The sequence below is a fragment of the Phyllobacterium sp. 1468 genome (assembly GCF_031455525.1).
Taxonomy (GTDB): domain Bacteria; phylum Pseudomonadota; class Alphaproteobacteria; order Rhizobiales; family Rhizobiaceae; genus Phyllobacterium.
In genome coordinates, this window is the sequence record NZ_JAVDSX010000002.1 from 129,006 (window position 1) to 155,678 (window position 26,673).

The 26,673-nt window shown below is 57.3% G+C and carries 23 protein-coding genes, 2 tRNA genes and 1 pseudogene; 14 read left to right on the top strand and 12 right to left on the bottom strand.

Annotation, left to right across the window (positions count from 1 at the left end; all coding sequences use genetic code 11):
- Positions 1–76: 76 nt before the first annotated feature.
- The 4 genes from glpX to J2X72_RS06105 form a co-directional block, all read right to left on the bottom strand.
- Positions 77–1,066, bottom strand: a complete 990-nt coding sequence (gene glpX, locus J2X72_RS06090; RefSeq protein WP_310069697.1) for a class II fructose-bisphosphatase — start codon at positions 1,064–1,066, stop codon at positions 77–79.
- A 177-nt stretch (positions 1,067–1,243) separates the two neighbouring features.
- Positions 1,244–2,560 (bottom strand): homoserine dehydrogenase, encoded by a 1,317-nt coding sequence (locus J2X72_RS06095; RefSeq protein WP_310069699.1) that lies wholly within the window; start codon positions 2,558–2,560, stop codon positions 1,244–1,246.
- An 83-nt stretch (positions 2,561–2,643) separates the two neighbouring features.
- Complete coding sequence (locus tag J2X72_RS06100; RefSeq protein ID WP_210004464.1) at positions 2,644–3,861, bottom strand: LL-diaminopimelate aminotransferase; 1,218 nt, start codon at positions 3,859–3,861, stop codon at positions 2,644–2,646.
- A 239-nt stretch (positions 3,862–4,100) separates the two neighbouring features.
- A complete protein-coding gene (locus J2X72_RS06105) occupies positions 4,101–4,460 on the bottom strand; it encodes a hypothetical protein (RefSeq protein ID WP_210004462.1) in 360 nt (119 codons plus the stop codon).
- Between the two features lie 117 nt (positions 4,461–4,577).
- Here J2X72_RS06105 and phaC point away from each other — a divergent pair, with 117 nt between their 5' ends.
- The 3 genes from phaC to J2X72_RS06120 all read left to right on the top strand — a co-directional run bounded on the left by phaC (position 4,578) and on the right by J2X72_RS06120 (position 8,174).
- Entirely contained in the window at positions 4,578–6,398 is a 1,821-nt protein-coding gene (gene phaC / locus J2X72_RS06110) for a class I poly(R)-hydroxyalkanoic acid synthase (RefSeq protein ID WP_310069702.1), read from the top strand.
- Between the two features lie 249 nt (positions 6,399–6,647).
- A complete protein-coding gene (locus J2X72_RS06115) occupies positions 6,648–7,952 on the top strand; it encodes a D-Ala-D-Ala carboxypeptidase family metallohydrolase (RefSeq protein WP_310069704.1) in 1,305 nt (434 codons plus the stop codon).
- 147 nt (positions 7,953–8,099) lie between these two features.
- Positions 8,100–8,174: transfer RNA gene (locus J2X72_RS06120), tRNA-Glu, on the top strand.
- 119 nt (positions 8,175–8,293) lie between these two features.
- Here J2X72_RS06120 and J2X72_RS06125 read toward each other — a convergent pair.
- Positions 8,294–8,473 carry a hypothetical protein gene (locus tag J2X72_RS06125; RefSeq protein WP_210004449.1) on the bottom strand — a complete coding sequence of 60 codons (180 nt, stop codon included), beginning with the start codon at positions 8,471–8,473 and terminating at the stop codon, positions 8,294–8,296.
- Positions 8,474–8,773: 300 nt separating this feature from the next.
- Here J2X72_RS06125 and sfsA point away from each other — a divergent pair, with 300 nt between their 5' ends.
- The 4 genes and pseudogenes from sfsA to J2X72_RS06145 all read left to right on the top strand — a co-directional run bounded on the left by sfsA (position 8,774) and on the right by J2X72_RS06145 (position 11,945).
- Positions 8,774–9,475: a DNA/RNA nuclease SfsA gene (gene sfsA, locus J2X72_RS06130; RefSeq protein WP_210004447.1), complete on the top strand. Its 702-nt coding sequence runs from the start codon at positions 8,774–8,776 to the stop codon at positions 9,473–9,475.
- Between the two features lie 17 nt (positions 9,476–9,492).
- A complete protein-coding gene (gene map / locus J2X72_RS06135) occupies positions 9,493–10,323 on the top strand; it encodes a type I methionyl aminopeptidase (protein ID WP_310069709.1) in 831 nt (276 codons plus the stop codon).
- A 12-nt stretch (positions 10,324–10,335) separates the two neighbouring features.
- Positions 10,336–11,140, top strand: a pseudogene (gene radC, locus J2X72_RS06140) (DNA repair protein RadC).
- Positions 11,141–11,225: 85 nt separating this feature from the next.
- On the top strand, positions 11,226–11,945 hold the full coding sequence (locus J2X72_RS06145; RefSeq protein WP_310069713.1) for a 3-keto-5-aminohexanoate cleavage protein: 720 nt from the start codon (positions 11,226–11,228) through the stop codon (positions 11,943–11,945).
- A gap of 45 nt (positions 11,946–11,990) precedes the next feature.
- On the opposite strand, the gene J2X72_RS06150 is transcribed toward J2X72_RS06145, so the two are convergent.
- The gene (locus J2X72_RS06150) at positions 11,991–12,635 is read right to left on the bottom strand and encodes an HD domain-containing protein (protein ID WP_310069718.1); all 645 of its coding nucleotides are present in this window, start codon (positions 12,633–12,635) and stop codon (positions 11,991–11,993) included.
- 110 nt (positions 12,636–12,745) lie between these two features.
- Complete coding sequence (gene tig / locus J2X72_RS06155; RefSeq protein WP_310069721.1) at positions 12,746–14,170, bottom strand: trigger factor; 1,425 nt, start codon at positions 14,168–14,170, stop codon at positions 12,746–12,748.
- On the opposite strand from tig, the gene J2X72_RS06160 reads away from it, so the two are divergent.
- From J2X72_RS06160 to J2X72_RS06185, 6 genes are all read left to right on the top strand, one after another.
- Positions 14,169–14,561 (top strand): hypothetical protein, encoded by a 393-nt coding sequence (locus tag J2X72_RS06160; RefSeq protein WP_210004419.1) that lies wholly within the window; start codon positions 14,169–14,171, stop codon positions 14,559–14,561. The genes tig and J2X72_RS06160 overlap by 2 nt on opposite strands.
- A 163-nt stretch (positions 14,562–14,724) precedes the next feature.
- On the top strand, positions 14,725–15,906 hold the full coding sequence (locus J2X72_RS06165; RefSeq protein WP_310069724.1) for an efflux RND transporter periplasmic adaptor subunit: 1,182 nt from the start codon (positions 14,725–14,727) through the stop codon (positions 15,904–15,906).
- Positions 15,903–19,070, top strand: coding sequence for a multidrug efflux RND transporter permease subunit (locus J2X72_RS06170; protein ID WP_310069727.1), 3,168 nt, complete (start codon positions 15,903–15,905; stop codon positions 19,068–19,070). The genes J2X72_RS06165 and J2X72_RS06170 overlap by 4 nt, the downstream gene beginning before the upstream one ends.
- A 157-nt stretch (positions 19,071–19,227) precedes the next feature.
- Positions 19,228–19,659 (top strand): hypothetical protein, encoded by a 432-nt coding sequence (locus tag J2X72_RS06175; RefSeq protein ID WP_210004413.1) that lies wholly within the window; start codon positions 19,228–19,230, stop codon positions 19,657–19,659.
- Positions 19,660–19,662: 3 nt separating this feature from the next.
- Positions 19,663–20,892, top strand: coding sequence for a biotin/lipoyl-binding protein (locus J2X72_RS06180; RefSeq protein WP_210004410.1), 1,230 nt, complete (start codon positions 19,663–19,665; stop codon positions 20,890–20,892).
- 91 nt (positions 20,893–20,983) lie between these two features.
- Complete coding sequence (locus J2X72_RS06185) at positions 20,984–21,619, top strand: dihydrofolate reductase family protein (protein ID WP_310069730.1); 636 nt, start codon at positions 20,984–20,986, stop codon at positions 21,617–21,619.
- Between the two features lie 543 nt (positions 21,620–22,162).
- Here the strand turns inward: J2X72_RS06185 and J2X72_RS06190 are convergent.
- Genes J2X72_RS06190 through kduI form a run of 3 tightly spaced genes read right to left on the bottom strand, consistent with a single transcriptional unit; the run spans position 22,163 to position 24,094 of the window.
- Positions 22,163–22,492, bottom strand: a complete 330-nt coding sequence (locus J2X72_RS06190; RefSeq protein WP_310069733.1) for a cupin domain-containing protein — start codon at positions 22,490–22,492, stop codon at positions 22,163–22,165.
- Positions 22,493–22,505: 13 nt separating this feature from the next.
- A complete protein-coding gene (kduD, locus tag J2X72_RS06195) occupies positions 22,506–23,261 on the bottom strand; it encodes a 2-dehydro-3-deoxy-D-gluconate 5-dehydrogenase KduD (RefSeq protein ID WP_310069735.1) in 756 nt (251 codons plus the stop codon).
- Positions 23,258–24,094: a 5-dehydro-4-deoxy-D-glucuronate isomerase gene (gene kduI, locus J2X72_RS06200; RefSeq protein ID WP_310070981.1), complete on the bottom strand. Its 837-nt coding sequence runs from the start codon at positions 24,092–24,094 to the stop codon at positions 23,258–23,260. Before kduI ends, kduD begins: the two co-directional genes overlap by 4 nt.
- Positions 24,095–24,256: 162 nt before the next feature.
- Between kduI and J2X72_RS06205 the strand changes: the two genes are divergently transcribed.
- Positions 24,257–24,940 (top strand): GntR family transcriptional regulator, encoded by a 684-nt coding sequence (locus J2X72_RS06205; RefSeq protein ID WP_310069737.1) that lies wholly within the window; start codon positions 24,257–24,259, stop codon positions 24,938–24,940.
- Between the two features lie 211 nt (positions 24,941–25,151).
- On the opposite strand, the gene J2X72_RS06210 is transcribed toward J2X72_RS06205, so the two are convergent.
- Positions 25,152–26,135 (bottom strand): methyltransferase, encoded by a 984-nt coding sequence (locus tag J2X72_RS06210; RefSeq protein WP_310069740.1) that lies wholly within the window; start codon positions 26,133–26,135, stop codon positions 25,152–25,154.
- A gap of 427 nt (positions 26,136–26,562) precedes the next feature.
- Positions 26,563–26,645: transfer RNA gene (locus J2X72_RS06215), tRNA-Leu, on the bottom strand.
- Positions 26,646–26,673 lie beyond the last annotated feature (28 nt).

The window sequence follows — 26,673 nt, forward strand, 5'->3', positions numbered from 1 at the left end:
TTTGTGAGTAAACAGGCTTAAAATTAAAACTGCCGGCCCATTCGGACCGGCAGCTCGGGTCGTCGGAGCGGTGTTCTTACTGGAACTTCGCCATATCCTGATGCTTCGCCTTGATTTCGCGGACTGTCTGCGAGTGGGAACGCATGACTACGGTGTGGGTTTCGATGTAGTTCCGTGCGAATTTTACGCCGGACAACATATTGCCATCGGTAACACCCGTTGCGGCAAACAGCACGTCACCCTTGGCCATCTCTTCCATTGTGTAGATCTTCTTGGGATCGCTGATGCCCATCTTGGCGGCACGGGCGATCTTGTCGTCGCTATTCAATTGCAGGCGCCCCTGCATCTGACCACCGATGCAACGCAGGGCAGCAGCCGCCAGAACCCCCTCCGGCGCACCACCGATGCCGATATAGATGTCGATACCGGTTTCATCGGGATCGGTCGTGTGGATGACGCCCGCGACGTCCCCATCGCCGATCAGCCGGATGGCGGCACCCGTGGCGCGCACCTCTTCAATCAGCCGTGCATGACGCGGGCGATCCATGATGCATGCTGTGATTTCATTGACCGGCACGCCCTTGGCCTTGGCCACAGCCATGATGTTCTCGATGGCGGGCGCGTCCAGATTGATGATACCGGCGGGATAGCCGGGTCCGACGGCGATCTTTTCCATGTAAACATCGGGTGCGTAGAGAAGATTACCCTTTTCGGCGATGGCAATAACGGCGAGCGAGTTGGGCAGGTTCTTGGCGCAGATGGTCGTGCCTTCCAGTGGATCGAGCGCGATATCAACTTCCGGTCCATTGCGTGTACCGACTTCCTCGCCAATGTAGAGCATCGGCGCTTCGTCACGTTCACCCTCGCCGATTACAACTGTACCTGCGATGGGCAGGCGATTAAGTTCCTGGCGCATCGCGTCAACGGCCGCCTGATCCGCCGCCATCTCGTCGCCACGTCCGCGCAGACGTGCGGCAGCAACAGCCGCCCGCTCGGTAACGCGCACGAGTTCGAGCGTCAAAATGCGGTCGAGACCCGCTTCATTCTGGTCGGTGGTTTTCAGCATAGTAATCCCTGCGTTGGTGTGGACATGCCGCATTCCGGATGAATACGGCCCTCCCTAGCATTGCTATGCAAACCTTTTGTCAAAGTCGAAACGCAGCGGCAAGACCTGCACGGCAAGAAAACGGCATTGCCGAAAAAGCTAATCGATTAAACGCTGTAGCCAAAGTTTTTACCAGCTTCAGCCCGCCCGCTCTATGCGGATCATCTGCGGTTTGTCGGTCGCATGCCCGTCTTTGACGATACCTTCGAGCGCCTTCTTCACCGCCGCCTCAGTCGTCTCATGGGTCACGAGAATAACTGTCTTCGTCGCTTCCGGCTGGTCGGTGGCGCTCTGCCGCTGAACGATCGATTCGAGCGAAATGTCATTGTCGGCCATGCGTTTGGCGATGGCAGCGAACACACCGGCCCGGTCGTGCACCGTCAGGCGGATAAAGTAACCGCCCTCATGCGCACGCATCTTGGCGCGTTTATACGGCGCGAGCGCTTTGGCTGGCGTTCCAAACACAGGCCCATGCTGGAAGCCCGGCCGGCTTTTCGCAATATCGGCGAGATCGCCAATGACGGCGGACGCGGTTGCCGCACCGCCTGCCCCAGGACCCGATAGAAGCAATTCACCCAAGAGATCGGTCTCAATCGCGACCGCATTGGTGACGCCTTGCACCTGCGCGATGACAGATTCGACCGGCACCATCGTTGGGTGCACGCGTTGTTCGATACCGCTCTCGGTCTTGAGCGCCACGCCCAAAAGCTTGATGCGATAGCCGAGCTCGTCGGCCGCCTTGATATCAGCCAGCGAGATATTGCTGATACCTTCGAGATAAATATCGTCCGCGGCAATTTGCGTACCGAAAGCAAGACTGGTCAGGATCGCAAGCTTGTGCGCCGTGTCGTTGCCTTCGATGTCGAAGGTCGGATCAGCTTCTGCATAACCGAGACGCTGCGCATCTGCCAGGCAATCCTCGAAGGAAATTCCCTCGTCCCACATTCTCGTGAGGATATAATTGCAGGTGCCGTTCATGATGCCGTAAACGCGCGAAACCGTGTTGCCGGTCAGGGATTCGCGCAAGGCCTTGATCACCGGAATACCGCCAGCAACCGCCGCTTCGAAATTCAGGAGAACGCCCTTGTCTTCCGCGATTTTCGCAAGCGAAACGCCGTGCTTGGCGAGAAGGGCTTTGTTGGCGGTGACCACGTGCCGACCCGACCGCAATGCGGCTTCGACCGAGGCACGCGCTGGCCCTTCATCTCCGCCAATCAGTTCAATAAAGACATCTATATTGTTGGACTTGGCCAACGCAACCGGATCGTCGAACCACGTAGCGGACGAGTAATCCACGCCGCGATCGCGCTTGGCGTCCCGAGCCGATACGGCGGTGACGATGATTTCCTTGCCGCACTGACGCGTGAGCATTTCACCCTTGTCACGCAATATTTTCAGAACCGAGGCACCAACGGTACCCAGTCCGGCGATTCCCACGCGCAGCGCTTCACTCATTATTCAAAATCCCTGAATTTTCATTGTGACGGCGCCCAAAGGCGCCGCGATTCCGTGCCGGCACCACCGCTTATGGGTCGTTCTTAACGATGCGCATTCAACGAAATGACGTTATGCAATTTCTCTTCCGCGGTTGAAAGAAACCGCTTGAGATTGCGGGCGGCCTGACGAATACGATGTTCGTTCTCGACAAGCGCGACGCGGATATAATCATCGCCATGCTCACCGAAGCCGATACCGGGCGCGACGGCGACGTCCGCGTGCTCGATCAGCAGCTTGGAGAACTCCAGCGAACCGAGGCTGCGGAACTTCTCCGGGATGGGTGCCCAGGCGAACATGGTCGCAGCCGGCGCAGGTATGTCCCAGCCAGCACGGCCGAAGCTCTCCACCAGCACGTCACGGCGATGCTTGTAAACATTGCGCACCTCCGCAATGTCCGAGCCGTCCCCATTCAATGCCGAGGCAGCAGCAACCTGGATAGGCGTAAACGCGCCATAGTCGAGATAGGATTTGACACGGGTCAGCGCCGAAATCAGCCGCTCGTTGCCGACTGCAAATCCCATGCGCCATCCCGGCATGGAGAAAGTCTTGGACATGGAGGTGAACTCAACAGCAACGTCGATGGCGCCGGGTACCTGCAGGATGGAAGGCGGTGGCGCACCGTCGAAATAGATTTCCGAATAGGCCAGATCCGACAGAATGATGATTTCATTCTTGCGGGCAAACGCCACCACATCCTTGTAGAAATCCAGCGATGCAACATGCGCGGTCGGATTGGACGGATAGTTGAGAATCAGCGCCAAGGGCTTCGGAATGGAATGGCGGACACCGCGTTCCAAGGCCGGAATGAATTGATCATCCGGGAGTGCCGGGATCGAGCGAACGACGCCGCCCGACATGATGAAGCCGAAAGCATGAATGGGATAGGTGGGGTCCGGGCAAAGCACCACATCGCCGGGAGCGGTGATGGCCTGCGCCATATTGGCGAAGCCCTCCTTGGAGCCTAAAGTCGCCACAACCTGGGTGTCGGGATTGAGCTTAACGCCGAACCGGCGGTCGTAATAGGCAGCCTGCGCGCGGCGCAAGCCCGGGATGCCCTTTGACGACGAATAACGATGCGTACGCGGATCCTGAACAGCTTCGCACAGCTTGTCGACGATACTCTGCGGTGTCGGCAAATCCGGATTGCCCATGCCGAGATCGATAATGTCCGCACCCGCCGCTCGCGCGCTCGCCTTCAGGCGATTGACCTGTTCGAAAACGTACGGTGGCAGGCGGCGAACTTTATGAAATTCTTCCATAGGGTTGGGTCCGGTTAAAAGGGTTCGTTATGGGCGTGCGCTATACACCGAAACGGCACGGGGGTCGAGCAATCATTGCGGGTATCTGGTCGCATGGAGGGTTTGATCGGGGTGCCTTCAAGGCTGCTGATTTGCCGAACGGCAATGCTGCTGTGCGTTATCCTGCAGCCCACTCATTTCTCTCATGGTCAGCTTGTCGAACCACGCACAGCAGCATCCAGCCTGCAAGTGAAACGAGATCACTGTGGTGTCGAAGTCGACTTCCCCTCGATCGCCTTCAGATCGGCTTCCTGCTGTTTCTTCAGCAGTTGCATCTCGGCCTGCCTCCGGGCGGCGACGGCAGGATCCGAGGAGGGCCCGGCTTGTCCCGACTTGGCGACGGAAAGCCTTGATCGCAGCGCATCCTTTTCCTCCGGCGTGAACTGTGTGGTCTCGCCTTTTGGATCAGGTGTGAAATGGGGATAGGTACCGGTATTCACCGGCCCGGTCAGAGGCGAATTCGACACAGGCGCCGGGGGCGGACTGGCGCAGGCACCGAGGCCGGCAATGAGCATGGCGCCAACAGAGAAGCGCATAATGTTTTTGACTGAAATGTTCATTATGTGTCCTGACTGCGAAAAACGATTTCATCATTGCCGTAACAATTGCACGTTAGAGGGATAGCACCGATTTATGATATGATGTCAATATCGCGCATCGACGGAGGAAGCGACTGCATGGATAATCAAGGCGATAAGAGCGGCAAGACCCCGAACCTTGACAACTATGTCGTCAAGGATCCGGAAGCCTTTGCGCGCAATGTCGCCCATATGATCGAGCAGGCCGGGAAAGCGGCTTCCGCCTGGGTCGAACCGCGCGAGAAAGGGCTGAAGCGCGACACGCTCGCCGACCCCGTCACGGACGTGGTGAAGACACTTTCCAAAGTTTCCGAATATTGGCTTTCCGAGCCAGCCCGGGCCCTTGAAGCGCAGACCAAGCTTTTTTCCAGCTATATGGTGATCTGGTCGAATTCCATTCGCCGCATGAGCGGTGAAGACGTGGAGGACATTGTAACGCCCGATAAGGGTGACAAGCGTTTCGCCGATGAGGACTGGGGCAAGAACGCCTTTTTCGATTTCCTCAAGCAGGCCTATCTCGTTACAGCGCGTTGGGCGGGCGATCTCGTCGAAAACGCCGAAGGACTTGACGATCATACGCGGCACAAGGCTGCATTTTACGTCAAGCAGATCACCACGGCGGCATCACCGAGCAACTTTCTGCTGACCAATCCGGAGCTCTACAAGGAAACTGTCGCCAGCAACGGCGAAAATCTGGTTCGCGGCATGAAGATGCTGGCGGAAGATATTGCGGCCGGAGGCGGCGACCTTCGCCTGCGTCAGTCAGACCTTACGAAATTTGCCCTTGGCGACAATGTTGCCACCACTCCGGGCAAGGTTATTGCCCGCAGTGAAGTCGCGGAAATCATCCAGTACGAGCCCGCCACAAAGGAGGTGTTCAAGCGCCCTCTCCTGATTTGCCCGCCATGGATCAACAAATTCTACATCCTTGACCTCAACCCCGAGAAATCCTTCATCAAATGGGCGGTGGAACACGGCCACACGGTGTTCGTGATTTCATGGGTCAACCCCGACCATCGCCACGCCATGAAGGACTGGACGGCTTACATCAACGAGGGCCTCCGTTTTGGGCTCGATACGGTCGAGAAAGCCACGGGCGAAAAAGCCGTGAACGCCATCGGCTACTGCGTTGGCGGAACGCTGTTGAGTGCGGCCCTCGCTCTCTTCGCCAAAGAAGGTGAAGAGCGAATCAAGAGCGCAACGCTCTTTACGACGCAGGTGGATTTCACCCATGCGGGCGATCTCAAGGTCTTCGTTGACGAAGATCAAATCCGGGCGCTGGAAAAGGCAATGTCGGCGGAAGGCTATCTGGACGGAACGCGAATGGCGACGGCGTTCAACATGCTCCGCTCCGGCGATCTGATTTGGCCCTATGTCGTCAACAACTACATGCGCGGTCGTGATCCCGTGCCGTTCGACCTGCTTTACTGGAACGCCGATGCCACAAGGATGAGCGCGGCAAACCACTCCTACTATTTGCGCAATTGTTATCTCGACAACAATCTGGTGCGCGGCATGATGAAGCTTGCCGGAGAGAGCCTCTCGCTCGCCGATGTCAAAATCCCGATCTATAATCTCGCGGCCAAGGAGGATCATATTGCCCCCGCGCTTTCCGTCTTCACGGGCTGCCGTTATTTCGGCGGGGATATCACCTATGTCATGTCGGGCTCAGGTCATATAGCGGGCGTCGTCAATCCCCCCGCGAAGAACAAGTATCAATATTGGACGGGCGGCAAGCCAATCGGTGCATTCGAGGAATGGCTGGCCAAGGCGGAAGAACATCCCGGTTCCTGGTGGAATCACTGGGAAAAATGGATCGAAAAACAGGACGGAGCACGCGTTCCCGCACGCAAACCGGGCGAAAATCATGTGGAAATTCTTGCCGATGCGCCCGGAACATATGTACGCGTGCGTGTTTAAAATAGTCGATTTGTAACGGTGGAAAACCGGAAAGAACACGTAACGACAATGGCGAGAAAGTGGCCGATCACGTTTTCGCCTCATTCTGCCTATACTTGAAGCCTTGTGCAGATGACAAAACTTCATTAACTCTGGCGACTCTCTGCCGGTGTTATTTGCACTTCAATAGAACTTCGCGAGCTTTCTGCTCTTATAAAAGCGGACCGGACTGAACACTACACGGCCGGAAAAGACGAGACGGGGGAATCGTTGAAATTACTGCCAGCTTCAGTTTATGCCCTTCGGGCGAGTACGGTTGCATGCGTCATTGTGCTTTCCGCCATGGCCGCTACATCGTGCACCTCGACGGTCTCAAGCCCTGGAGCAACTGCTGCCCTGGCTCCCTCCAGCGATGCCACGACACACACGACTGAAAGCGCGATGCCGTCGAGTGGCACCCAGGCGCTAACCCCCGAAGCGCTGGCCCTGGCCGGCAGCACTGAGCCAAGTGCCCTTCAGGCCATAAACCAAACCGTCAAACCTGCCAATGGCAAGGCGTTGCCGGCAACGCCTGCTGCAGAAGCCCAGAAGGGCCCAGAACAGCAAACCGCGGCCGCTCCCGCACAGCCCCCCGTCAAAACATCACTTTTCGGTTCGAGCCCTCCCGCCAGCACGGAAGAGACACAGGTTGCAAGCGCAGCAACCGTTGCAGCGCCCGTCAAGACATCGCTGTTTGGCAATCCGATGCGGGGCGAAGGCGACATCCAGCCTAAAAAAGCACCGCAGCCAACTGCGGAGGCTCCGGCAACTGACCCAACAGGCAAGTCTGCAGCCAAGGCCGATGACGCTCCTGCATCCCCGGAGCAAGGCATTGCGCCTGAACCGACGCGTCCAGCGACGGCAGCAAAGAACAATGGCGCGCTTATGCGGCTGTTCTCCAATAATCTGTCGAAGCCGGCCGGAAAGCGTCTGGTCGCCGTTATCGAACCGAAATCGCAGGCCAAACTGCGTTCAGTCGATACGTCGTCCCACGCAACATCGCCGCTACCCGCCGCCAGCTCCTTTGCCGGCCAGACCCAATATGTATCATCGCTACCCGGCGTGCGGCCCAATGCCGGCATCCAGATCATGCAGCGCGACAGTCTTTATGACGATGACGATGTTGAAGCCGCGGCGGCTCCAGTGATTCTTGCCTCAGCCGCGGGCCTCGCACGTCTCGCGCCGAACGGTCTCAAGGTGCAGCGCGAAAACGTCCAGGTTGCCTGCCTTAAGCCGCAGCTCGTTGGTATGCTGAAGACAATCGAACGCAGATACGGCAAGTCCGTCATTGTCACGTCCGGCTATCGCAGTCCGCCCTATAACCGGCTTGTCAACGGTGCGAAAGCATCGCTGCACATGTCCTGCGCTGCTGCGGACATCCAAATTCCTGGGGTTTCCAAGTGGGAATTGGCCAATTTTGCCCGCTCCATGCCCGGACGCGGGGGTGTCGGTACCTATTGTCACACCGAATCAGTTCACGTTGATATTGGACCAACGCGGGATTGGAACTGGCGCTGTTCACGCAGGGCCGGCTGAGTTGCCGGCACACGTGCTGCCCCCGCCAGGGTGGCGTGGCACCAAGGCTGGGTTGATGAACGGCACAAACTTCACTTTTTCGAAAAAAGAACGCTTTATGGGGTTGCGGCGCAAAAACTGTTTCACTATAAGCCGCTTAACCGAGCGGCGCCCATCGTCTAGCGGTTAGGACGGCGCCCTTTCACGGCGCAAACAGGGGTTCGATTCCCCTTGGGCGTACCAGGTTTTCTCTCGAAAATTCAATTGCTTGCCTGTACGAGCTCCCATCTGGGAGTGCTTGTTTGCAACAGAAAACGGCCAACTCCGGGTGAGCTGGCCGTCTGGTGTCGTGTTGCTGCAGCCTAGTTGGCGGGCGCTGGTTTTGCGGGTTCCGGGGCGGGTGTGGCTGGTGCTGGAGCGGGTGCTGCCGGTTCAGATGTCGTCGCGGGCGGCGTGGTATTACCTTCGGATGGTTTGTTGTCGCAGGCTGCCAAACCAAGTGCAGCGAGCGCAGCAAACGGTAGGAAAAACTTGAGTTTCATCACGTCTCCTCCTGATGAGTTTCGTCCCTTCGTGTAGCATGTGACACTCTTGCTGATTAGAACAGCCCGGTTCTTTCAAGCTTTGTCACGGCCTGTTAGACAAAGTTATGAGACCCGAATCGGCAGCTGACCTATTATCTCGGTACTGCCACATTGATATGCGGCAGCAGGGTCAGTTAGACCTCCAAGCTGGCCCGATTCTCCCACCCCAGAGCAAACTCAACCTGCCTTCAGAGGCAGGTTTTTTTATACGCGGTACCGGATGTTGTCGCAGTCCGCCATCTCGGTTACATCCTCCCCATGATATTCGCTTCCCCTCTCGTCACCGGCCGGCTGGTCCAGCGCTACAAACGTTTTCTCGCTGACATTGTTTTGGACGACGGCAATCCGATCACGAGCTCGGTTCCCAATACCGGCTCTATGCTGGGCCTGACGGACCCGGGCATCAGGGTGTGGCTGTCGATTTCGGACGGCTTGAAACGCAAATATTCGCACACTTTGCAGCTGGTTGAAGCGCAAGGCATCATGGTTGGCATCAATACCGGCTTGCCAAACCGCATCGCCGAAGAAGCGATCCTGTCGGGTCTCCTGCCCTGGCTGAGCGGCTATGCGGAGTTAAAACGCGAGCAGAAATACGGCTCGAATTCGCGCATCGATATATTGTTGCGCGACCCCGATCGTCCCGACGCTTATGTCGAAGTCAAGAACGTACATTTTTCGAGGTCTGCCGGACTTGCAGAATTTCCGGATTCTCCAACAGCACGAGGCGCAAAACATCTGGATGAGCTTGGCAACGTGGTTGAAAACGGTCATCGTGGTATCATGCTCTATGTCATCCAGCGTGGAGACTGCGAACGTTTGAAAATTTGCGGCGATCTCGATCCTGTTTATGCAGCGGCTTTCGAACGGGCGATGCGGCGCGGGGTTGAAGCTTACGCAGTAAAATGCCACATCACACCCACGGGTATCGTTGCTATCAGCACAATGCCAATTATCGATTGACGCCAACCGGAAAGAACATGGTCACCTATCTCGACGCACAGACCGCGCCCTTGAAAAATACCGGGCAGATCAGGCTGCACGGCCCGGAAGGGTTTGAGGCAATGCGCAAGGCCTGCCTGTTGACCGCACGCTGCCTGGATGAACTCGCGTCTATCGTTGCGCCGGGCGTGACGACCAATGCTATTGATCGTTTTGTCTTCGAGTTCGGTGCGGATCACGGCGCTCTGCCTGCCACACTTAATTATCGCGGTTATACGAAGTCGAGCTGTACCTCGATCAATCACGTGGTCTGCCACGGTATCCCCGACGACAAGCCGCTGCGAGAAGGCGATATCGTCAATATCGACGTGACTTATATCCTTGATGGCTGGCATGGCGATTCCAGCCGCATGTACCCGGTTGGTGAAATCAAGCGCGCGGCGGAGCGTCTGCTGGAAGTCACGCATGAGAGCCTGATGCGAGGCATTGCGGCCGTGCGTCCTGGCGCACGTACGGGCGCTATTGGCGCAGCCATCCAGACCTATGCGGAATCAGAACGTTGCTCGGTTGTTCGGGATTTCTGCGGCCATGGTGTTGGCCGGCTTTTCCACGACGCCCCGAACATTCTGCATTACGGCACGTCGAATGAAGGCGTCGAACTGCGCGAGGGCATGATCTTCACCATCGAGCCGATGATCAATCTCGGCCGTCCGCATGTGAAAGTGCTCGCCGATGGCTGGACAGCTGTTACGCGCGATCGTTCGCTCACCGCGCAATATGAGCATACGGTCGGTGTCACCAAGGGTGGCTGCGAGGTTTTCACCCTGTCTCCTGCCGGCCTGTTCGCGCCGGGATTGAAACTCGAATAGGATGATAGCTCAATGAGCGAAGAAAAGCCGGAAAAGACTTTCTTCTTCAACGAGCCCTCCGCAAAACTCTCTCCCAAACAACCAGCCGTTGCAACTGATAGCGTCGTCCGCAACGCGGAGCAGAAGAGCGATTCTGAAGGCGAACTGCCACATTATCATGGGCATCGCGAGCGGGTAAGACAGCGGTTTCAAAAAGTCGGGCATGCGGGATTTGCCGACTACGAGATGCTGGAAATACTGCTGTACCGCTCGATCAAGCAAGGCGATACGAAACCTCTGGCCAAGGCGCTCCTGGCTCGCTTCGGATCACTGGCAGAGGTCCTTGGCGCCCCGGAACATCTTTTGCGCGAAGTGAAGGGGTGCGGTCCGGCGGTAACCTTCGACCTCAAGCTCGTTGCCGCACTGACCCATCGCGTGATCCGCAGCGACATTCGCGAAAAGACGGTGTTGAGCTCCTGGAGCAAGGTTATGGATTATTGCGTTGCGGCGATGGCATATGAGTCGCGGGAACAATTTCGCATCCTGTTTCTGGATAAGAAAAATGCTTTGATCGCCGACGAAGTGCAACAGGTCGGGACGGTGGACCATACGCCAGTCTATCCGCGCGAGGTCATTGCGCGGGCGTTGCAACTCGCTGCAAGTGGCATCATCCTCGCGCACAACCACCCTTCCGGTGACCCTACCCCTTCAAAAGCCGATATCGAAATGACGAGGACGATCGTCAATATCGGAGCACAAATGGGTATTGTCGTCCATGATCATATCATTTATCGGCAAGAACGGCCATGCCAGCCTGAAAGGCCTCAAACTTTTCTGATGCAACCGCAAACGCGATCAAAATGTGCGGTCAGTGCGAATTCCGCTATGATAAGTCCCGCTGACATCTCATCGGAGTGCAAATCATGCTGCAAGCCTGTTTGAACGGCGGACGAACCCGGGACTTTCATGCTGCGGTCCCCTTTACCGCGGCAGAACTCGCCCATGATGCGGCGCAAAGCGTTGCTGCTGGCGCGCAAGAACTTCACATTCACCCGCGCGGTCCGAATGGTGCCGAGAGCCTTGAGCCCGGTGATGTCGCAGAGGCAATTCTGGCAATCCGCACCAGCGTTCCCGGTGTTCCCGTTGGACTGTCCACCCACTGGCGCATTCCGCCCGGCGGCAAGGCCCGGCAAAGGCCGATTGAGCAATGGACCGTACTGCCGGATTACGTTTCCATCAACCTCATTGAGGAGGACGCAGCGGAAATGATCTCGCTCGTCCTGGGTAAAGGCATGGGCATCGAAGCCGGCCTGTGGTCCGTGAAAGACGCGGAACGCTTTATCGAGCTGCCCGACGCTGCAAAATGCCTGCGCGTGTTGATCGAGATCAATGAACAGGACGCTGACGAAGGTCTCTCTGCCGCAACCGGCATTATATCCGTTCTCCAGCGGGCCGATTTTACGCTTCCAATTCTGTTGCATGGCGATGAAGCAAGTGTATGGCCGATGTTCAAGCAAGCAATGGCGCGCGGCTATGACAGCCGCATTGGCCTTGAGGACGGCAGGCTACTGCCTTCGGGCGTCTTGGCGAGGGACAATGCCGAACTGTTGCACGCGGCCATGATGATGCAAAATCCCGCCTGAGCAGGATGGCTTAGAGCCTTTGATGCTCTTGCTTGGATGGAAGGCTTAAATCTCTTCGAGAAACTCGTCAAAGAACCGGCGGAGCCGTTGCTGCCGCGCTTGCGCAATTTTTGCACCGGTTTCGGTATTGAAGCCCGCCACCAGTTTGAAAAGCTTGGTCTGGAAATGGTCCAGTGCGAAACGCTTGTCGTCAAAACCGCGATCAAGCGCCTGCGGATCATCCGGGTCATAGAGACCACTACTCATCCTGCCGGCAATATAAAAGCATCGCGCCACGCCAACCATCCCAATTGCATCCAGTCTATCCGCGTCCTGCACGATCATCGCTTCCAGCGTCGTCGGCTTTATACCGGCGGAAAAACTATGCGCCTCAATCGCATGCGCTGTAGCCGCCACCTGCGACGGGGACCAGCCAAGATCAGCAAGCACTCTGGACGCTTTTTCCGCGGCAAGTCTTGAAGCCTGCACACGCAGTGGCGAGTTTTTCTCGACCGAAACGCAGTCGTGCATGAGCGTCGCTGCCACCAATATTTCCTGGTCGCCTCCTTCGGCAGCCTGAATGGCCTGGGTGTTTTTCCACACGCGCAAAAGGTGTGAAAAATCATGCGAGCCATCGCTTGAGGCTTCAAGGGTGTGGGGCAACAGGCAATCGGCTAGAGTTTGATACGGTGCAAACGCGTCAATGGTCATATGGTGCGATCCAGGAATCAAATGAAGAGGCGGGTATCATGCATGAACGCTGCGCTATCCGGATATGAAAAAGGCCGCTGAAGCGGCCTTTTTGGATCATTGGTTGAGACTTATGCCTCGTCGTCTGTCTTCTTCTTCGCGGCCTTTTTCGGCGCCGCCTTCTTGGCGGGCTTCTTGGCTTCATCCGACTTGGCGTCAGCCTCGTCATCGGCCATCAGCGCTTCCTTGGTCACCTTCTTGTCGGTGACGTTGATGTTCGACAAAAGGTGATCGACGACCTTTTCCTCGAAGATCGGAGCGCGCAGATTGTTGACCGCTTCCGGGGTCTTGCGGAAGAATTCGTAGATCTGCTGTTCCTGACCGGGATACTGGCGAACCTGATCGTAAACCGCGCGCTGCAGCTCGTCTTCGGTCACTTCGATACCGGCCTTGTTGCCGATTTCCGAAAGAACGAGACCGAGACGAACGCGGCGTTCTGCCAGCTTGCGATACTCGTCGCGAGCCTCTTCTTCCGTCGTGTCCTCGTCTTCGAAGGTCTTGCCGGCTTCCTGCAGGTCATGGCCGATCTGCGCCCAGATGTTGTTGAACTCGGCATTGACCAGACGTTCTGGCGATTCGAACTGATATTCGCTGTCGAGTGCGTCAAGGATCTGGCGCTTCACCTTTTGACGAGTGAACTTGCCGTACTGGCTTTCGATCTGCTCCCGGATGACCTGACGCAGGCGCTCGGCACTCTCGATGCCCAGCTTCTTGGCGGTCTCGTCATTGATTTCGAGCTCGCCCGGCTTGGCAACTTCCTTGACGGTGACGTCGAAGGTTGCATCCTTGCCTGCAAGATGGGCCGCCTGGTATTCGGCCGGGAACGTGACCTTGATCTGCTTTTCATCGCCGGCCTTGGTGCCGATCAACTGATCTTCGAAGCCCGGGATGAACTGGCCGGAACCGAGGACAAGCGTGGCATCGCTATCGGCACCGCCATCGAACGGGACATCGTCGACCTTGCCGAGGTAATCCATGGTTATGCGGTCGCCGCTTTCAGCTTTGCCCTTCTTCGTTTCGAACGTCTGGGCAGAGCTCGCAACGCGCTTGACCTGCTCTTCGACTTCCTCGTCGGAGACGTCGACGATTTCGCGCGTGACGTTGATCTTGGAGGTGTCCTTGATCTCGATGGCCGGCAGAACCTCATAGTTCAACGAGAATTCGAAATCGGCCTGGCCGCTCAATACCTTATCCGCTTCCTTCTCGTCTTCGGTCATGACGACCTCAGGCTGGGTAGCCGACTTTTCATTGCGTTCGGCAAGGATCGTGCGTGAAGAATCGCTCAAAATCTCATTGACGACTTCAGCCATGAATGACTTGCCGTACATCTTGCGCAGGTGCGCCATCGGCACTTTGCCTGGACGGAAACCATTGATGCGCGCTTTTGCGCTGGCGCCTTGTAGGCGTTCGGAAAGCTTTGCTTCAAGATCCTTGGCCGGAACAACGACCTTGATCTCGCGCTTCAGCCCTTCATTGAGCGTTTCAGTAACCTGCATGTCCAAACCTTCACTTTTTAACATTCGTCCCGCCGTCACCGGCTCTTTCGCCAAATTGCGGGAGAAAAACTCATGCCGTCGTGGCTTCTGGTTCGGATGGAGTGAGCCAAGCTCTGCCATCCGCGTTGATTCTATTGGTTTATTTCTAACTCAACTTCGTTTTGTAGGATCGATTGTACCACACAATCCGGCACAAAGTTACGGAAGAAACAGTACCCTTACCGACTGGTCGCTCCCTTTACTTGCCTTACGTATAAAAATCAATGGTAGAGCCTTTGCAGGGAATGAAATTGCTTGTCACCAGTCCATTACCACCGGCGATTGCAGGGTGACAACGAAATCGAACTGTGCAAATCTCCCCGCACGGGGTTTTGAAACAGATGGATTATGACCACGCCTTTTCCGAAAGTCGTCGTATTTAAATCAGATCGAAGCTCTGTGAACTGACTTGCAATATTAGATTGATCGTCCGCGGAAACCTGTCTTCGAGCCATTTCAATCGATTGAGCAGATTGGCATTTTTCCCCGTACCACACACTGGAAGTCTCATTGCCATGGAGGCCTATCCCTTGTCACGCGCGTTGTTTACAGCCTTAAAATTTGGTTTTACCGCCGCTACCTTGTCGGCATCGGTAGCCCTCGCCCAGGAAGCCGCGGCCCCACCTCCTCCCCCGACTGTGACGGTTGCAAAGCCGGTAGTGCGCGACGTGGTTGACAGCGATGAGTTTATCGGACGATTTGAAGCCGTCGATCAGGTCGCGGTCCGTTCACGTATCGATGGATATCTCGATACGGTTCACTTCACCGATGGCGCATTGGTAAAGAAAGGCGATCCGCTGTTCACAATTGACCAGCGGCCTTACGTTACCGCACTCGCGCAGGCAAAATCGGCGCTAGAGGTTGCCAAGACAACGCTGACTTACGCCGAGGCACAGTACAAGCGCACGGAATCGCTCACCGGCAGCGGCACGCTGTCAGTATCGACGCTCGACGACCAGCGGCGCGCTTACCTGGCCGGCCAAGCCAGTGTGGCTGGCGCGCAGGCGGCTGTCGACGGCGCTGAGCTCAACCTCAACTATACGCAGATCACCGCCCCACAGGACGGCCGCATCGACCGCCGCCTGATTTCGGTCGGCAATCTGGTCAACGCCAATGACACGATACTGACCACCATCGTCTCCCTTGATCCCATCGATTTCTACTTCGACGTCGATGAGCGCAACCTGCTCAACTATGCACGGACGGCGCGCGAGCGTGGAAGCAATTTACAGGAAGGCGGCGGCGGCCTCGACGTCACGGTCAAACTCACAGACTCCAATGAACCGCCGGTGAAAGGCAAACTCGACTTTGCTGAGAACCGGCTGGACGATGCGACAGGAACAATGCGTGTTCGCGCGCGCTTCGCCAATCCCAATTTCATCCTGCAGCCGGGGCTTTTCGGCCGCGTCGAAGTGGCCGCTTCGAACACCTATAAGGGGATTTTGGTCCCTGACGAAGCCGTCGGCTCGGACCAGAACGAACGCGTCGTCTTTGTCGTCGCCGAGGACGGCACTGTCACGAGCAAGCCGGTTCGCCCGGGTCCCAAGCTTTATGGCTACCGCGTCATTCGCGAGGGGCTGACCGGCGACGAAATAATCGTCGTAAACGGGTTGATGCGCGTTCGCCCCGGCGGCAAGGTTAAACCCGAACTCGTCCAGCTTCCGCCAGAGGCGAAGACGGCGGAGGCCAGTCAATGAGATTTGCGCATTTCTTTATCGATCGGCCGATCTTTGCATCTGTCCTTTCGATCGTGCTGCTGCTTGTCGGCAGCATTGCCTATACACAGCTCCCCGTAGCCCAATATCCAGAAATAGCTCCGCCGACTATCGTGGTGCGAACCTCCTACCCGGGAGCCGATGCGGAAACCATCGCGAATACCGTGGCAACCCCGATCGAGCAGCAGATCAACGGCGTCGAGGACATGCTTTACATGTCATCCTATTCGACAGCTGACGGCTCGATGTCGCTGACCATCACTTTCAAGCTCGGCACCGACCTCGACAAGGCACAGGTTCTTGTGCAGAACCGTGTCGCCATTGCTGTGCCTCAGCTGCCGGAAGACGTCCAGCGCAACGGCATAACCACGACGAAAAGCTCGCCCGACCTGATGATGGTCGTGCATGTGCTTTCGCCGGATAACCGCTATGATCAGCTCTACGCGTCGAACTATGCCAACACCCGCATCCGTGACGTGCTGTTGCGGCTCGACGGCGTCGGCGACATCACCATTTTCGGCGAGCGTCAATATTCGATGCGCGTCTGGCTCGATCCGCAGAAACTGGCCGCCTATAGCATGACGGCAGGCGATGTGGTGCAGGCCTTGCGTGACCAGAATGTACAGGTCAATGGCGGTGAAATCGGCGGCCCGCCAACGGCTGGCACGAACGCCTTTCAATACACCGTCACGATGCAGGGCCGGTTCGAGGATGCCCGGCAATTTCGCTATGTGATCGTCAAGACTGGCGCGGATGGCCGCCTGGTCCAGTTGCAGGACGTAGCCCGCATTGAACTTGGTGCGAAAGACTATGTGACCAACAGCTACCTTGATGGCAGTCCCGCCGTTGCGCTCGGTATTTTCAGCCGGCCTGGCACCAATGCGCTGGCAGCTGCGGCGACCATCAAATCCACGATGCAGGAGCTTGCCAAGGATTTTCCTCCAGGCCTCAAATACGACATCGTCTATGATCCGACTGAATTCATCGCTGAGTCGATCAACGATGTTTACACTACGATCTTCGAAGCCGTGATTCTCGTCGCGCTTGTCGTGCTCGTCTTCCTGCAATCGTGGCGTACCGCAATCATTCCTATCGTTGCCATACCGGTATCGCTGATCGGCACGTTCGCCATTCTTCTGGCATTCGGCTTTTCGCTGAATATGTTGACCCTGTTCGGTCTCGTTCTTGCCATCGGTATCGTCGTCGATGATGCGATTGTCGTCGTCGAAAACGTGGAGCGTAACCTGGCATCTGGCATGACGCCAAAGCAGGCGGCCCATACCACCATGGATGAAGTGGGTACCGCTGTGGTCGCCATCTCGCTGGTGCTGATCGCAGTATTCGTGCCGACAGCTTTCATCCCCGGCATTTCCGGCCAGTTCTATCTGCAATTTGCCGTGACGATTTCTGCGGCGACAGCGATCTCGGCTCTCAACTCGCTGACGCTTTCGCCCGCCCTGGCGGCAATTGTCCTGCGTCCACACGATCACGCGGTTTCCAACAATCCGCTCGCGCGTTTCGGGAGAGGCCTCGCCAACGGCTTCAACAGAGGCTTCGATAGAATGGCATCGGGCTATTCCTGGATCGTAAGGCGCCTTGTGGGATCGGCGATCGGCCTCCTCGCCTCGCTTCTCGTGTTCGTCGGACTGCTTGGAGCCACATGGTATATGTCTAACCTGGTACCGCGCGGCTTCATTCCCCAGATGGATCAGGGCTATGCCATCGTCGTTATCCAGCTGCCGGACGGAGCCTCCCTCGCCCGCACCGATGCGGTTGTCCAAGAGGCTTCGAAGATTATCCGTGGCATTCCCGGCGTCAGAAACTCGGTCGCCTTCGCCGGCTTCAGTGGCGCGACCTTCACCAATGCTTCGAATGCCGGCGTCGTCTTCGCGCCGTTCCAGCCGTTTGACGAGCGGATAAAGAATGGCCAGTCGGCGACGTCGATCATTGGCCAGATCTATGGCAGTCTGCAGAGCATTCAGGAAGCCTTCATCATCGCGGTGCCGCCGCCATCCATCCGCGGTGTCGGCAACGCCGGTGGTTTCAAGATGCAGCTCCTCGATCGCGACAGTTCCGACATGCGCCGCGTTCTCGGTCTGGCCCAGCAGATGATGGGAGAAGCCAACCAGACACCCGGTCTTACCGGCGTCTATACGACCTTCTCTGCCTCAAGCCCGCAATATTTCCTTGAGATCGACCGTGACAAGGCTCGGGCATTGAACGTGCCCATTCCGAACATCTTTGAAGCGCTGTCGATCAATCTGGGTACGTCTTATGTGAACGATTTCAACGCTTACGGCCGTGTTTATCAGGTGCGCGCGCAGGCCGATCAGCAATTCCGCGTGGATCGGGCGGACATTCTCGCGCTGAAAGTTCGCTCGGCGACCGGCGCGCTGGTCCCGTTGGGTACACTTGTCGAAATCAGAGATACAACCGGACCGTCGCTCGTGCAGCGGTACAATATGTACGTGTCGGTTCCGCTTCAGGGCAATTCTGCCCCCGGAGTTTCTACCGGCACAGGGCTCGACAAGATGGAAGAGCTTGCGGCGAAAACCTTGCCGCCTGGCACAACCTTCAACTGGACCGAGCTTGCATTGCAGGAGAGAAGCACAGGCAATACGGCGATACTGATATTCGGCCTTTCAGTGGTCTTCGTCTTCCTTGCGCTCGCGGCCCAATATGAAAGCTGGGTCCTGCCGCTGGCGATCATCCTGATCGTTCCATTGGCCGTGCTGGCGGCGCTCATCGGCGTGCACCTGCGAGGTATGGACAACAATATCCTGACGCAGATCGGGCTTGTCGTCCTGATTGGTCTGGCGGCGAAGAACGCAATTCTTATCGTCGAATTCGCCCGACAACACCAGGAGGACGGTGCTACGCCGGTCGAGGCTGCGATCGAGGCAAGCCGCCTGCGCCTGCGTCCGATCCTGATGACGGCCTTCGCCTTCATCTTCGGCGTTGTCCCGCTGATGATCGCGCAGGGACCAGGTGCCGAAATGCGCCAGTCGCTCGGTACGGCGGTGTTTTCGGGCATGCTCGGTGTTACGTTCTTCGGCCTGTTCTTGACACCGGTGTTCTACGTCGCACTCCGGTCTTTCGGCCGCAAACGTAAAGTGGCAGTGGAAGAAGCCCCCGCCGCCCAGTAGCAAAAAAGGCGCGAGGCCCTTTGAGCCTCGCGCCGCGAAACAGCTGTTCCCCGCTTAGTTACTGTTACGTACTTTCTTCGAAACTCATCAACATGCATGCTGCGCTTGCACGGACAGTATTGGCCGCGTGCCATGAAGCACTGGGGAAATGGGATAAATGGCCGACACAATACACCCGGCAGCGATCGAACATCTGCCGATTTTTATCACCGCTCCCGGTCAAACCGACTGGCTGTTCAATGGGGTCGTCGTGTTCCTGTTGGCAATGATCCTCATTGTCGGCAATTTTTATTTCCGACTGCATGCCCTACCGGAGCAAATGGCGCATCGGGGGAGAAAGGTGCAAATGGAGATTGTGGCCGTCCTGGCGCTCATTTCCCTGTTTACCCACAACCATATCTTCTGGATCGCTGGCCTGTTGCTGGCATTGATTGATTTTCCGGATTTCTCCTCGCCGATGGTTTCAATTGCGCAGTCGCTCGAGAAACTCTCCGGGCGCGCTAAAACCTGGGAGGATGAGGCAATAGTCTCCCCGGTCTCCCCGCCCGAACCGGAGCCGAAATCAGACACCGCAGGCGGGGGTATCTGAGTCATGTTTGAGCTCCTTCTGTGTTCACTGCTCACAGTCTTTCCGGACTACCTCTTCCGCCGCTATGGACAGGGAAAGCGTCTCGGCCGGGAAATCAATCTCTATACGGTGTGGTATGAGCTGCGCTGGGGCATAACCGCGTGCCTTTTACTGACCGTTGCGTTGATTACCGTCATTTTTTATTTTCATCCTTCGACGACGAACGTCACCGCGGTATTCCGGACAGTCACCATTCTTCCCGAAACCACGGGCCGTGTCGCCGAAGTATTCGTCGGGGTCAATACAAAGGTCGAAGCCGGAGCGCCGCTCTTCCGGCTCGACAGCTCGGAACAGGAAGCCGCGCACGAAACGGCACAACGCCAAATCGATGAGGCTGTTGCCGCAACTGCGGTGGCGCAAACGGAACTGGCGGGGGCCGATGGGCTCATTCAACAGGCGCAAGGTGCATACCAGCAGGCTCTGGATGAACTCGCCACCAGGCAAGAGCTTTTGCGCCGCAGGGCCGACGTATCGGTTCGGGAGGTGGAGCGATTGCAAATCACCGCCGACACCCGAAAGGGAGCGCTCGACGCCGCTATCGCCAACAAGCGGACAATAGAGACAAAACTTTCAACGCTCCTGCCCGCTCAGAAGGCAAGTGCGGAAGCCGCGCTTAAGCAGGCACAGGTGGAGCTTGATAAAACCGTGGTTCGGGCCGGTGTGGCCGGAACGGTCCAACAGTTTACATTGCGGCCTGGCGACGTTGTAAACACAATGATCCGCCCCGCCGGGATCCTCGTTCCCCAGGAGGCTGGACGCGTCGCGCTGATCGCCGGCTTTGGTCAGATCGAGGCGCAGGTGATGAAAAAAGGCATGATTGCCGAGGCAACATGTATCGGCAAACCCTTTACAATCATTCCTATGGTGGTAACCGAAGTCCAGGATGTGATCGCGGCGGGACAGCTTCGGCCGACGGACCAGCTGATCGATGTGCAGCAACTTGCACGGCCCGGCACGCTCACAGTCTTTCTCGAGGCGCTTTATCCGGGGCAACTGGCGGGAATTCCGCCGGGCAGCAGCTGCATCGCCAACGCCTATACCAATAACCACGACGCGCTTGCCGCGAAGGATATCGGCACGGGGAGATGGTTGTTCCTCCATATGGTCGACACAGTCGCGATCGTGCATGCCATGATCCTTCGAATACAGGCACTGATGCTGCCCGTCCAGACCTTGGTGTTGGGTGGCCACTGATCAATTTTTTCTCAAGAATGTCGGGATCGGAGGCCTCGACGCGTCCTTTGCGGGACAACAGGCGGGGATGGATCCCGCTGTAGGAGGAAAAATGCGAGAGCTGATTTTGTTCATGCACATGTCCCTGGACGGCTACATTGCTGCTGCTGAAAAGAACTCGCAGCCCACGGCCAGCAGCGATGGTGCATCTGAGGATGATGGCACGGTCGATGATCAAGGCATTATGGATACGGTAGTGCCCAAACTGACTGGCGGCTCCGACACACTGCTGCTGGGGCGACGCGTGGCAGACGAACTGCTCGGCTATTGGCTGACCGCGGAATCCAAATATCCCGATCTATCGAGCGGCTACCGCAACTATGCCCGCTGGGCAACAGACGCACGTAAGGCAGTCATCTCGAACACCGAGGAGCGGCTGCCTTGGGAGCATAGCGAGGTGCTGCTGGTAAAGAATGATGAAGACATGGTGCAGACCGTTTCGGCGCTCAAGCGGCAGCCCGGCAAGAACATTGTGTTCCATGGCGGCGTGAGGACAGCGCAAAATCTGGCGCGGCTCCATCTGATCGACGAATATCAGCTCGTTGTAGAACCGGAGGCACTGGGCGATGGCAAACCCCTTTTCAGAAAGCTGACAGATAAGCTCAAGCTAAACCTCGTCGAAGCAAGGGCGCTAAAAGCCGGGGACGTTTTTCTGAAGTATCGGCCGGCAACGGTCACAAAAGCCTAGGGTGCTATTGCTTGTAACCCTTTGCCTGCATGCATGCACTGATAAGATTTGCCTGTTCCTTGCTTCTGGCAGAACTGTCCGTGGCAAGGGCCGCAGTTGAACCGGCAGCCTGGTATTTGCATTCCGCCATATCCCTGTTCGCGGGTGTGACAGGCTCTTCGCTATGGACCCACTTCTTCTCGGAAGACGCACATGCAGCGAGGAATACCATTGGAATAACGAATAGTAAAATCCGGCTCTTGGAGAGACTTTTGGAAGTATTGGACGAATCTGAAACTGCGTTGGACATTGTGAGAATCCTCTATTTAATTTGCCTGGTAACCATAGTCAGGCATAAATCTGTTCTGAATGCTCCCCATGAAAAGCAAGGCTATACCAAGGCGGCAAACTACATTGCAATTGGGGCCCGACACAACCCCGGTTGCCATTTTTGACGGGAAAAGCCCGATCGCATCAGGAAACTGGTCCCATGTGAACCATGCCCACTAACATCCGTCGCCGAGGGCGCCGGCGGACCAGTAAGTCAAGAAGCCGTTCGGACGCCTACAGAAAATCGTCCCGTCTCGGCGTGAACGTATCGATCAGCAAACCGTCCTGAAGCGCCACAACGCCGTGAATGAGATTAGGGGCGACGATGAAGCTGCTGCCGGTAGGCAGCGTCGTGGTCACGCCATCGACGGTCACCTCGAAGGCACCCTTGGCCACATAGCTCACCTGGGTATGTGGATGGGAATGGAGCGCGCCGATCGCGCCTTTGTCGAAGCTGAAGGCGACGAGCATCATTTCCGGGCGATGCGAAAGAACGGCGCGGCGAGTGCCGGGCGAGGTTTCCGTCCAGGAAAGGCCGTTAGGCAATGTGTAGTGACCAGACATCGATATCTCCTTCTTATCGCGCCAGCCATCCGCCGTCGACGGGAAGGACCGTACCATGCACATAGTCCGACGCGCGGGATGCAAGGAAGACAGCAGCTCCAGCCATATCATCCGCCTGCGCCCAGCGTCCGGCCGGAATGCGTTTCAGGATATCGGCATTGCGTGCGGCATCCGCCCGCAGCGCCGCGGTGTTGTTGGTCTCGACATAGCCGGGGGCAATGGCGTTGACGTTGACACCATGGACTGCCCATTCGTTTGCCATTAGCCGCGTCAAGCCTGCAAGGCCGCTCTTTGCCGCCGTGTAGGATGCAACACGAATCCCGCCTTGGAACGACAGGAGCGAGGCGATGTTGATGATCTTGGCAGGCCTCTTCTCCGCCATCGCCGCCCTGGCGAATGACTGGCAGAGAAAGAACACCGATTTCAGATTGGTGTCCATCACGGCATCCCAGTCCTCCTCGGTAAAATCGATCGTATCGGCCCGGCGGATGATCCCGGCATTATTGACCAGAATATCCGGGCGCTTTCGAATGGCTGTTGCTCGCTCGACGATAGTGCGCACCTCGTCCATCCTGGAGAGATCGGCGAGAAGAGCATGAAACGACCGGCCGCCTGCTGTAACGAGGGCTGCGGTTTCTTCCATCGGCGAGCGTCCGACGCCGATGATGTCGGCGCCCGCACCTGCGAGACCCACTGCAATCGCCTGGCCGATGCCCGTGTTGGCACCGGTGACGATGGCGCACCGGCCCGAAAGATCGAACGGGTTCATCTGAGGCTTTCCATCGGGACCTTGTCCATATCGGTGAAGCTCATATTGTCGCCGGCCATCGCCCAGATGAACGAGTATCGCCCGGTGCCGGCACCGGAGTGAATGGACCACCCCGGCGACAGCACCGCATCATGGTTTTTCAGCACGAGATGGCGCGTTTCATGCGGTTCGCCCATAAAATGGAAGACACGAGTCGCCGCTTCCATGCCGAAGTAGAGATAGACTTCCATGCGTCGGTCATGCACATGAGCGGGCATGGTGTTCCAGACGGAACCGGGCTCGAATGTCGTCAGACCGACCAGAAGCTGGCAGCTTTCACAGACATCCGGATGCACATATTGGTTGATCGTTCGGGCATTGGCTTCCTCAGCCGAGCCCATGCGCACCTTCCTGGCCATGTCGAGCTTGATCAGCACGGTTGGACAGGCGCGGTGTGCCGGAGCGCTCAGCAGATAGAATTCGGCGGGATTTGCCGGGTCGTCGCTGCGGAACCACAATGTCCCCTGACCCAGACCGACATAGAGCGCATCCTGGAAGTCGAGCGGATAGTCGACGCCGCCGACAATGATAGTACCCTTACCGCCGATGTTCAGAATGGCGGCCTCGCGGCGTTCAAGGAACTGGCTGGTTCCCGTTTCCTTGACCTGGTCGATGACGAGGTCCTTTCCGACCGGGACGATACCGCCGACAATCATCCGGTCGAGATGGCTGTAGGTGAGATTGATCTCACCTTTCGCAAAAAGCCCCTCGATGAGAAAGTCCTTGCGCAGGCCTTGGGTGTCGCGTTTGGCAGCGTCTTCCGGACCAACGGCTTGGCGCACATTTATGGAAATTGTCACAGCATTGGCCTCTTGGCGTTTGATAGAGGGGTCACGTGAGGACGACATATTCGGTGCGTTGGCTCATGCCGGGTTCTGCTTGTTCACACCGAACGAATTGTATGGTACTGTATGGTGGTCGAAAACAGATGTCAACGAGATGACGGTGGCGAAAGCATGGACCTTGAGACATTGAAGTTCGAGACCGGGGAAACGACCGCCGCGCAGGTCGAACGGGATTTGCGCGAGGCGATCATTCGCCTCGATCTCGCGCCCGGTTCACGCCTGTCCGAGCAGGAGATCGCGTCTCGTCTCGGCGTTTCCCGCCAGCCGGTCCGCGAGGCGCTGATCGCCCTGGGAAAATCCAAGCTCGTCGAGATCCGCCCCAATCGCGGAACCGTCGTGGTCCGCATCTCGGGGCGCCAGATGATGGAGGCCCGCTTCGTACGCGAGGCGATCGAGGTTGCCGTTGTCAGGCGGGCCAGCGAAAGTTTCGATACGTGGACGCGGCGAAAGATCGACAGCATCCTCGAGCGTCAGCGAGGAGCAGTGAACGACCACGATCACAACGCTTTTCGCCGGGACGACGAGCAGTTTCACATGGCTATCGCAGAAGGCGCGGGCTGCGGTCTCGCCTGGAACGCGATTTCAGACATCAAGTCGCATATGGATCGGGTTTGCAACCTGCAGCTTCGCAACCCGGCGTCTATGGAAAACCTTATCGAGCAGCACGAGAAGATCGTCACCGCCATCGATGCCCGAAACGCCGATGCTGCGGCCGACGCCATGAGAACGCATCTGAACGGCATTCTGAATGATCTGCCACAGATCGAATCGGACAATCGTGAGCTGTTCGAATAGCGACGTACAGGCTGCGCATGCATATCCAAATTTTACACACGGCTGCTGCGGGCGTTTGGTGAACGTGCGGTTCTAAGCGAGACATTATGCCATTGTGGGAGCAATCACATAAACAGACAGCGCACCCGTTTAGTGGCGTCTCGTCGCAATACCTGCAGGCCTGCATGGGTAGCCTGCGGTCAGCGTGTCAGCCTATGCGATTCGGCCACGCTTAGCCCGTGAGGCGCGCGCGAAACAACGTACAGCCGCCCATCAGGCGAGACCTGGAGATGTCCCGGAATCCAGCCTCCGTCATCCACGCGCGATACTGACCTTCAGTATATGATTCGCCGTGGCGATAGAGGTTCAAGAATGTCAGATTCAAAAAGACACCCTCAGGCGGGCCGAGGCGGTCATCATCGACGACGCCCCACCCCGCAATTGCGATCTCGCCCCCTGGTGCAAGGCAACGCGCGGCGTTCAGGATCGAACGACGCGCTTGGTCCGGCGGCAAGACCTGGACCACAGCCTTCAGGATGGCCAGATCGTGCCGACCGATCGATGGTGCGACAGTTATGTCTCCCTCTTCGACAACCACGTCGTCGGCACCGTATTCCGACAGGATAGCCGGCGCGACGGCTGCGACCGTTGGGAGTTCCATCAGCGTCGCCGCAATCTGCGGCCGCCCCTCGCGAAGTCCGACGAGAATGGTACCCGCGCCTCCGCCGATATCAATCACCGAACCGATCGCCGAAAGATCCATCTCTTGAGCCAGATGTCGGCCGAAAATCACCCCGCCCGGTGCGAGCATGCGGCTGAAGGCCACCGCGGCCTCTGGACCCGCTTCGGCAAAGTCGTGCAACGCAGCCGGCCGGTTCTGTCGCAGCGACTCTGCGGTAAGTAGGTCGGCCCCCCAGAGCTCGCGCAGGAGCGCGTGGTCGCCGCCACGATAGGTCGGCCTGGACGCGTCGAGGAAGGTCGCGGCCTCGGCTCCGTTGCGAAATTCACCGTCCTTGACTTCGAGGAGGCCGATGCTGGCGAGCGCGTATAGGAGCCGCGACAGACGGTCGGGCTCGATTTTGAGTGCGGCCCCAAGCGTGCCAGCAGTCGCGGCGCTGCCACCGAGCCGAGTAAAGATGCCAAGGTCCAGCCCGGCGCGAAGCGCCAAGGCGGCGGGCACCGCTGCGATCAGCTTGTCTATCCGATCAGAATCCACGTCACATCCCCTTCCACGATCTGGCTATTCAAGCGCCCACATCAGTTCGGCCACGTCCTTTGAATGAGAAACATAAGTTTGTTTCGACGCACACCACAAATTTTGAAGAATTCCGTTCTGGCAAGCCGTTATTTGCAATCTTGCGCTGATCTTTTATCTGCTGACAATCCACCGTGCATACCACTCTGTCGTACCAATGTTGTATTAAGCACGTGCCTGATGCGGGCAATCTCAGGACTGTTCTCAAACACATGCTTTTCTGCCTGTGCTCGTCTGCACTGTCATGGAGCAACGGCGCCAAAGTCGATTTCTCGATTTCATGCACAACTGTAGAGGCGAGCGCACGCACCGTGCCGGCTCTCCCCGCCAGAAGACTGGCGTCGCTGGGGCGGATCGAATTATGTAAAAAAATAGCTTATGGAAATTGTGGTGCGGATAGAGGGACTCGAACCCCCACGGTCTCCCGCCAGAACCTAAATCTGGTGCGTCTACCAATTTCGCCATATCCGCAGATGAAGCAGGAGCCCCAAGCGCCGGT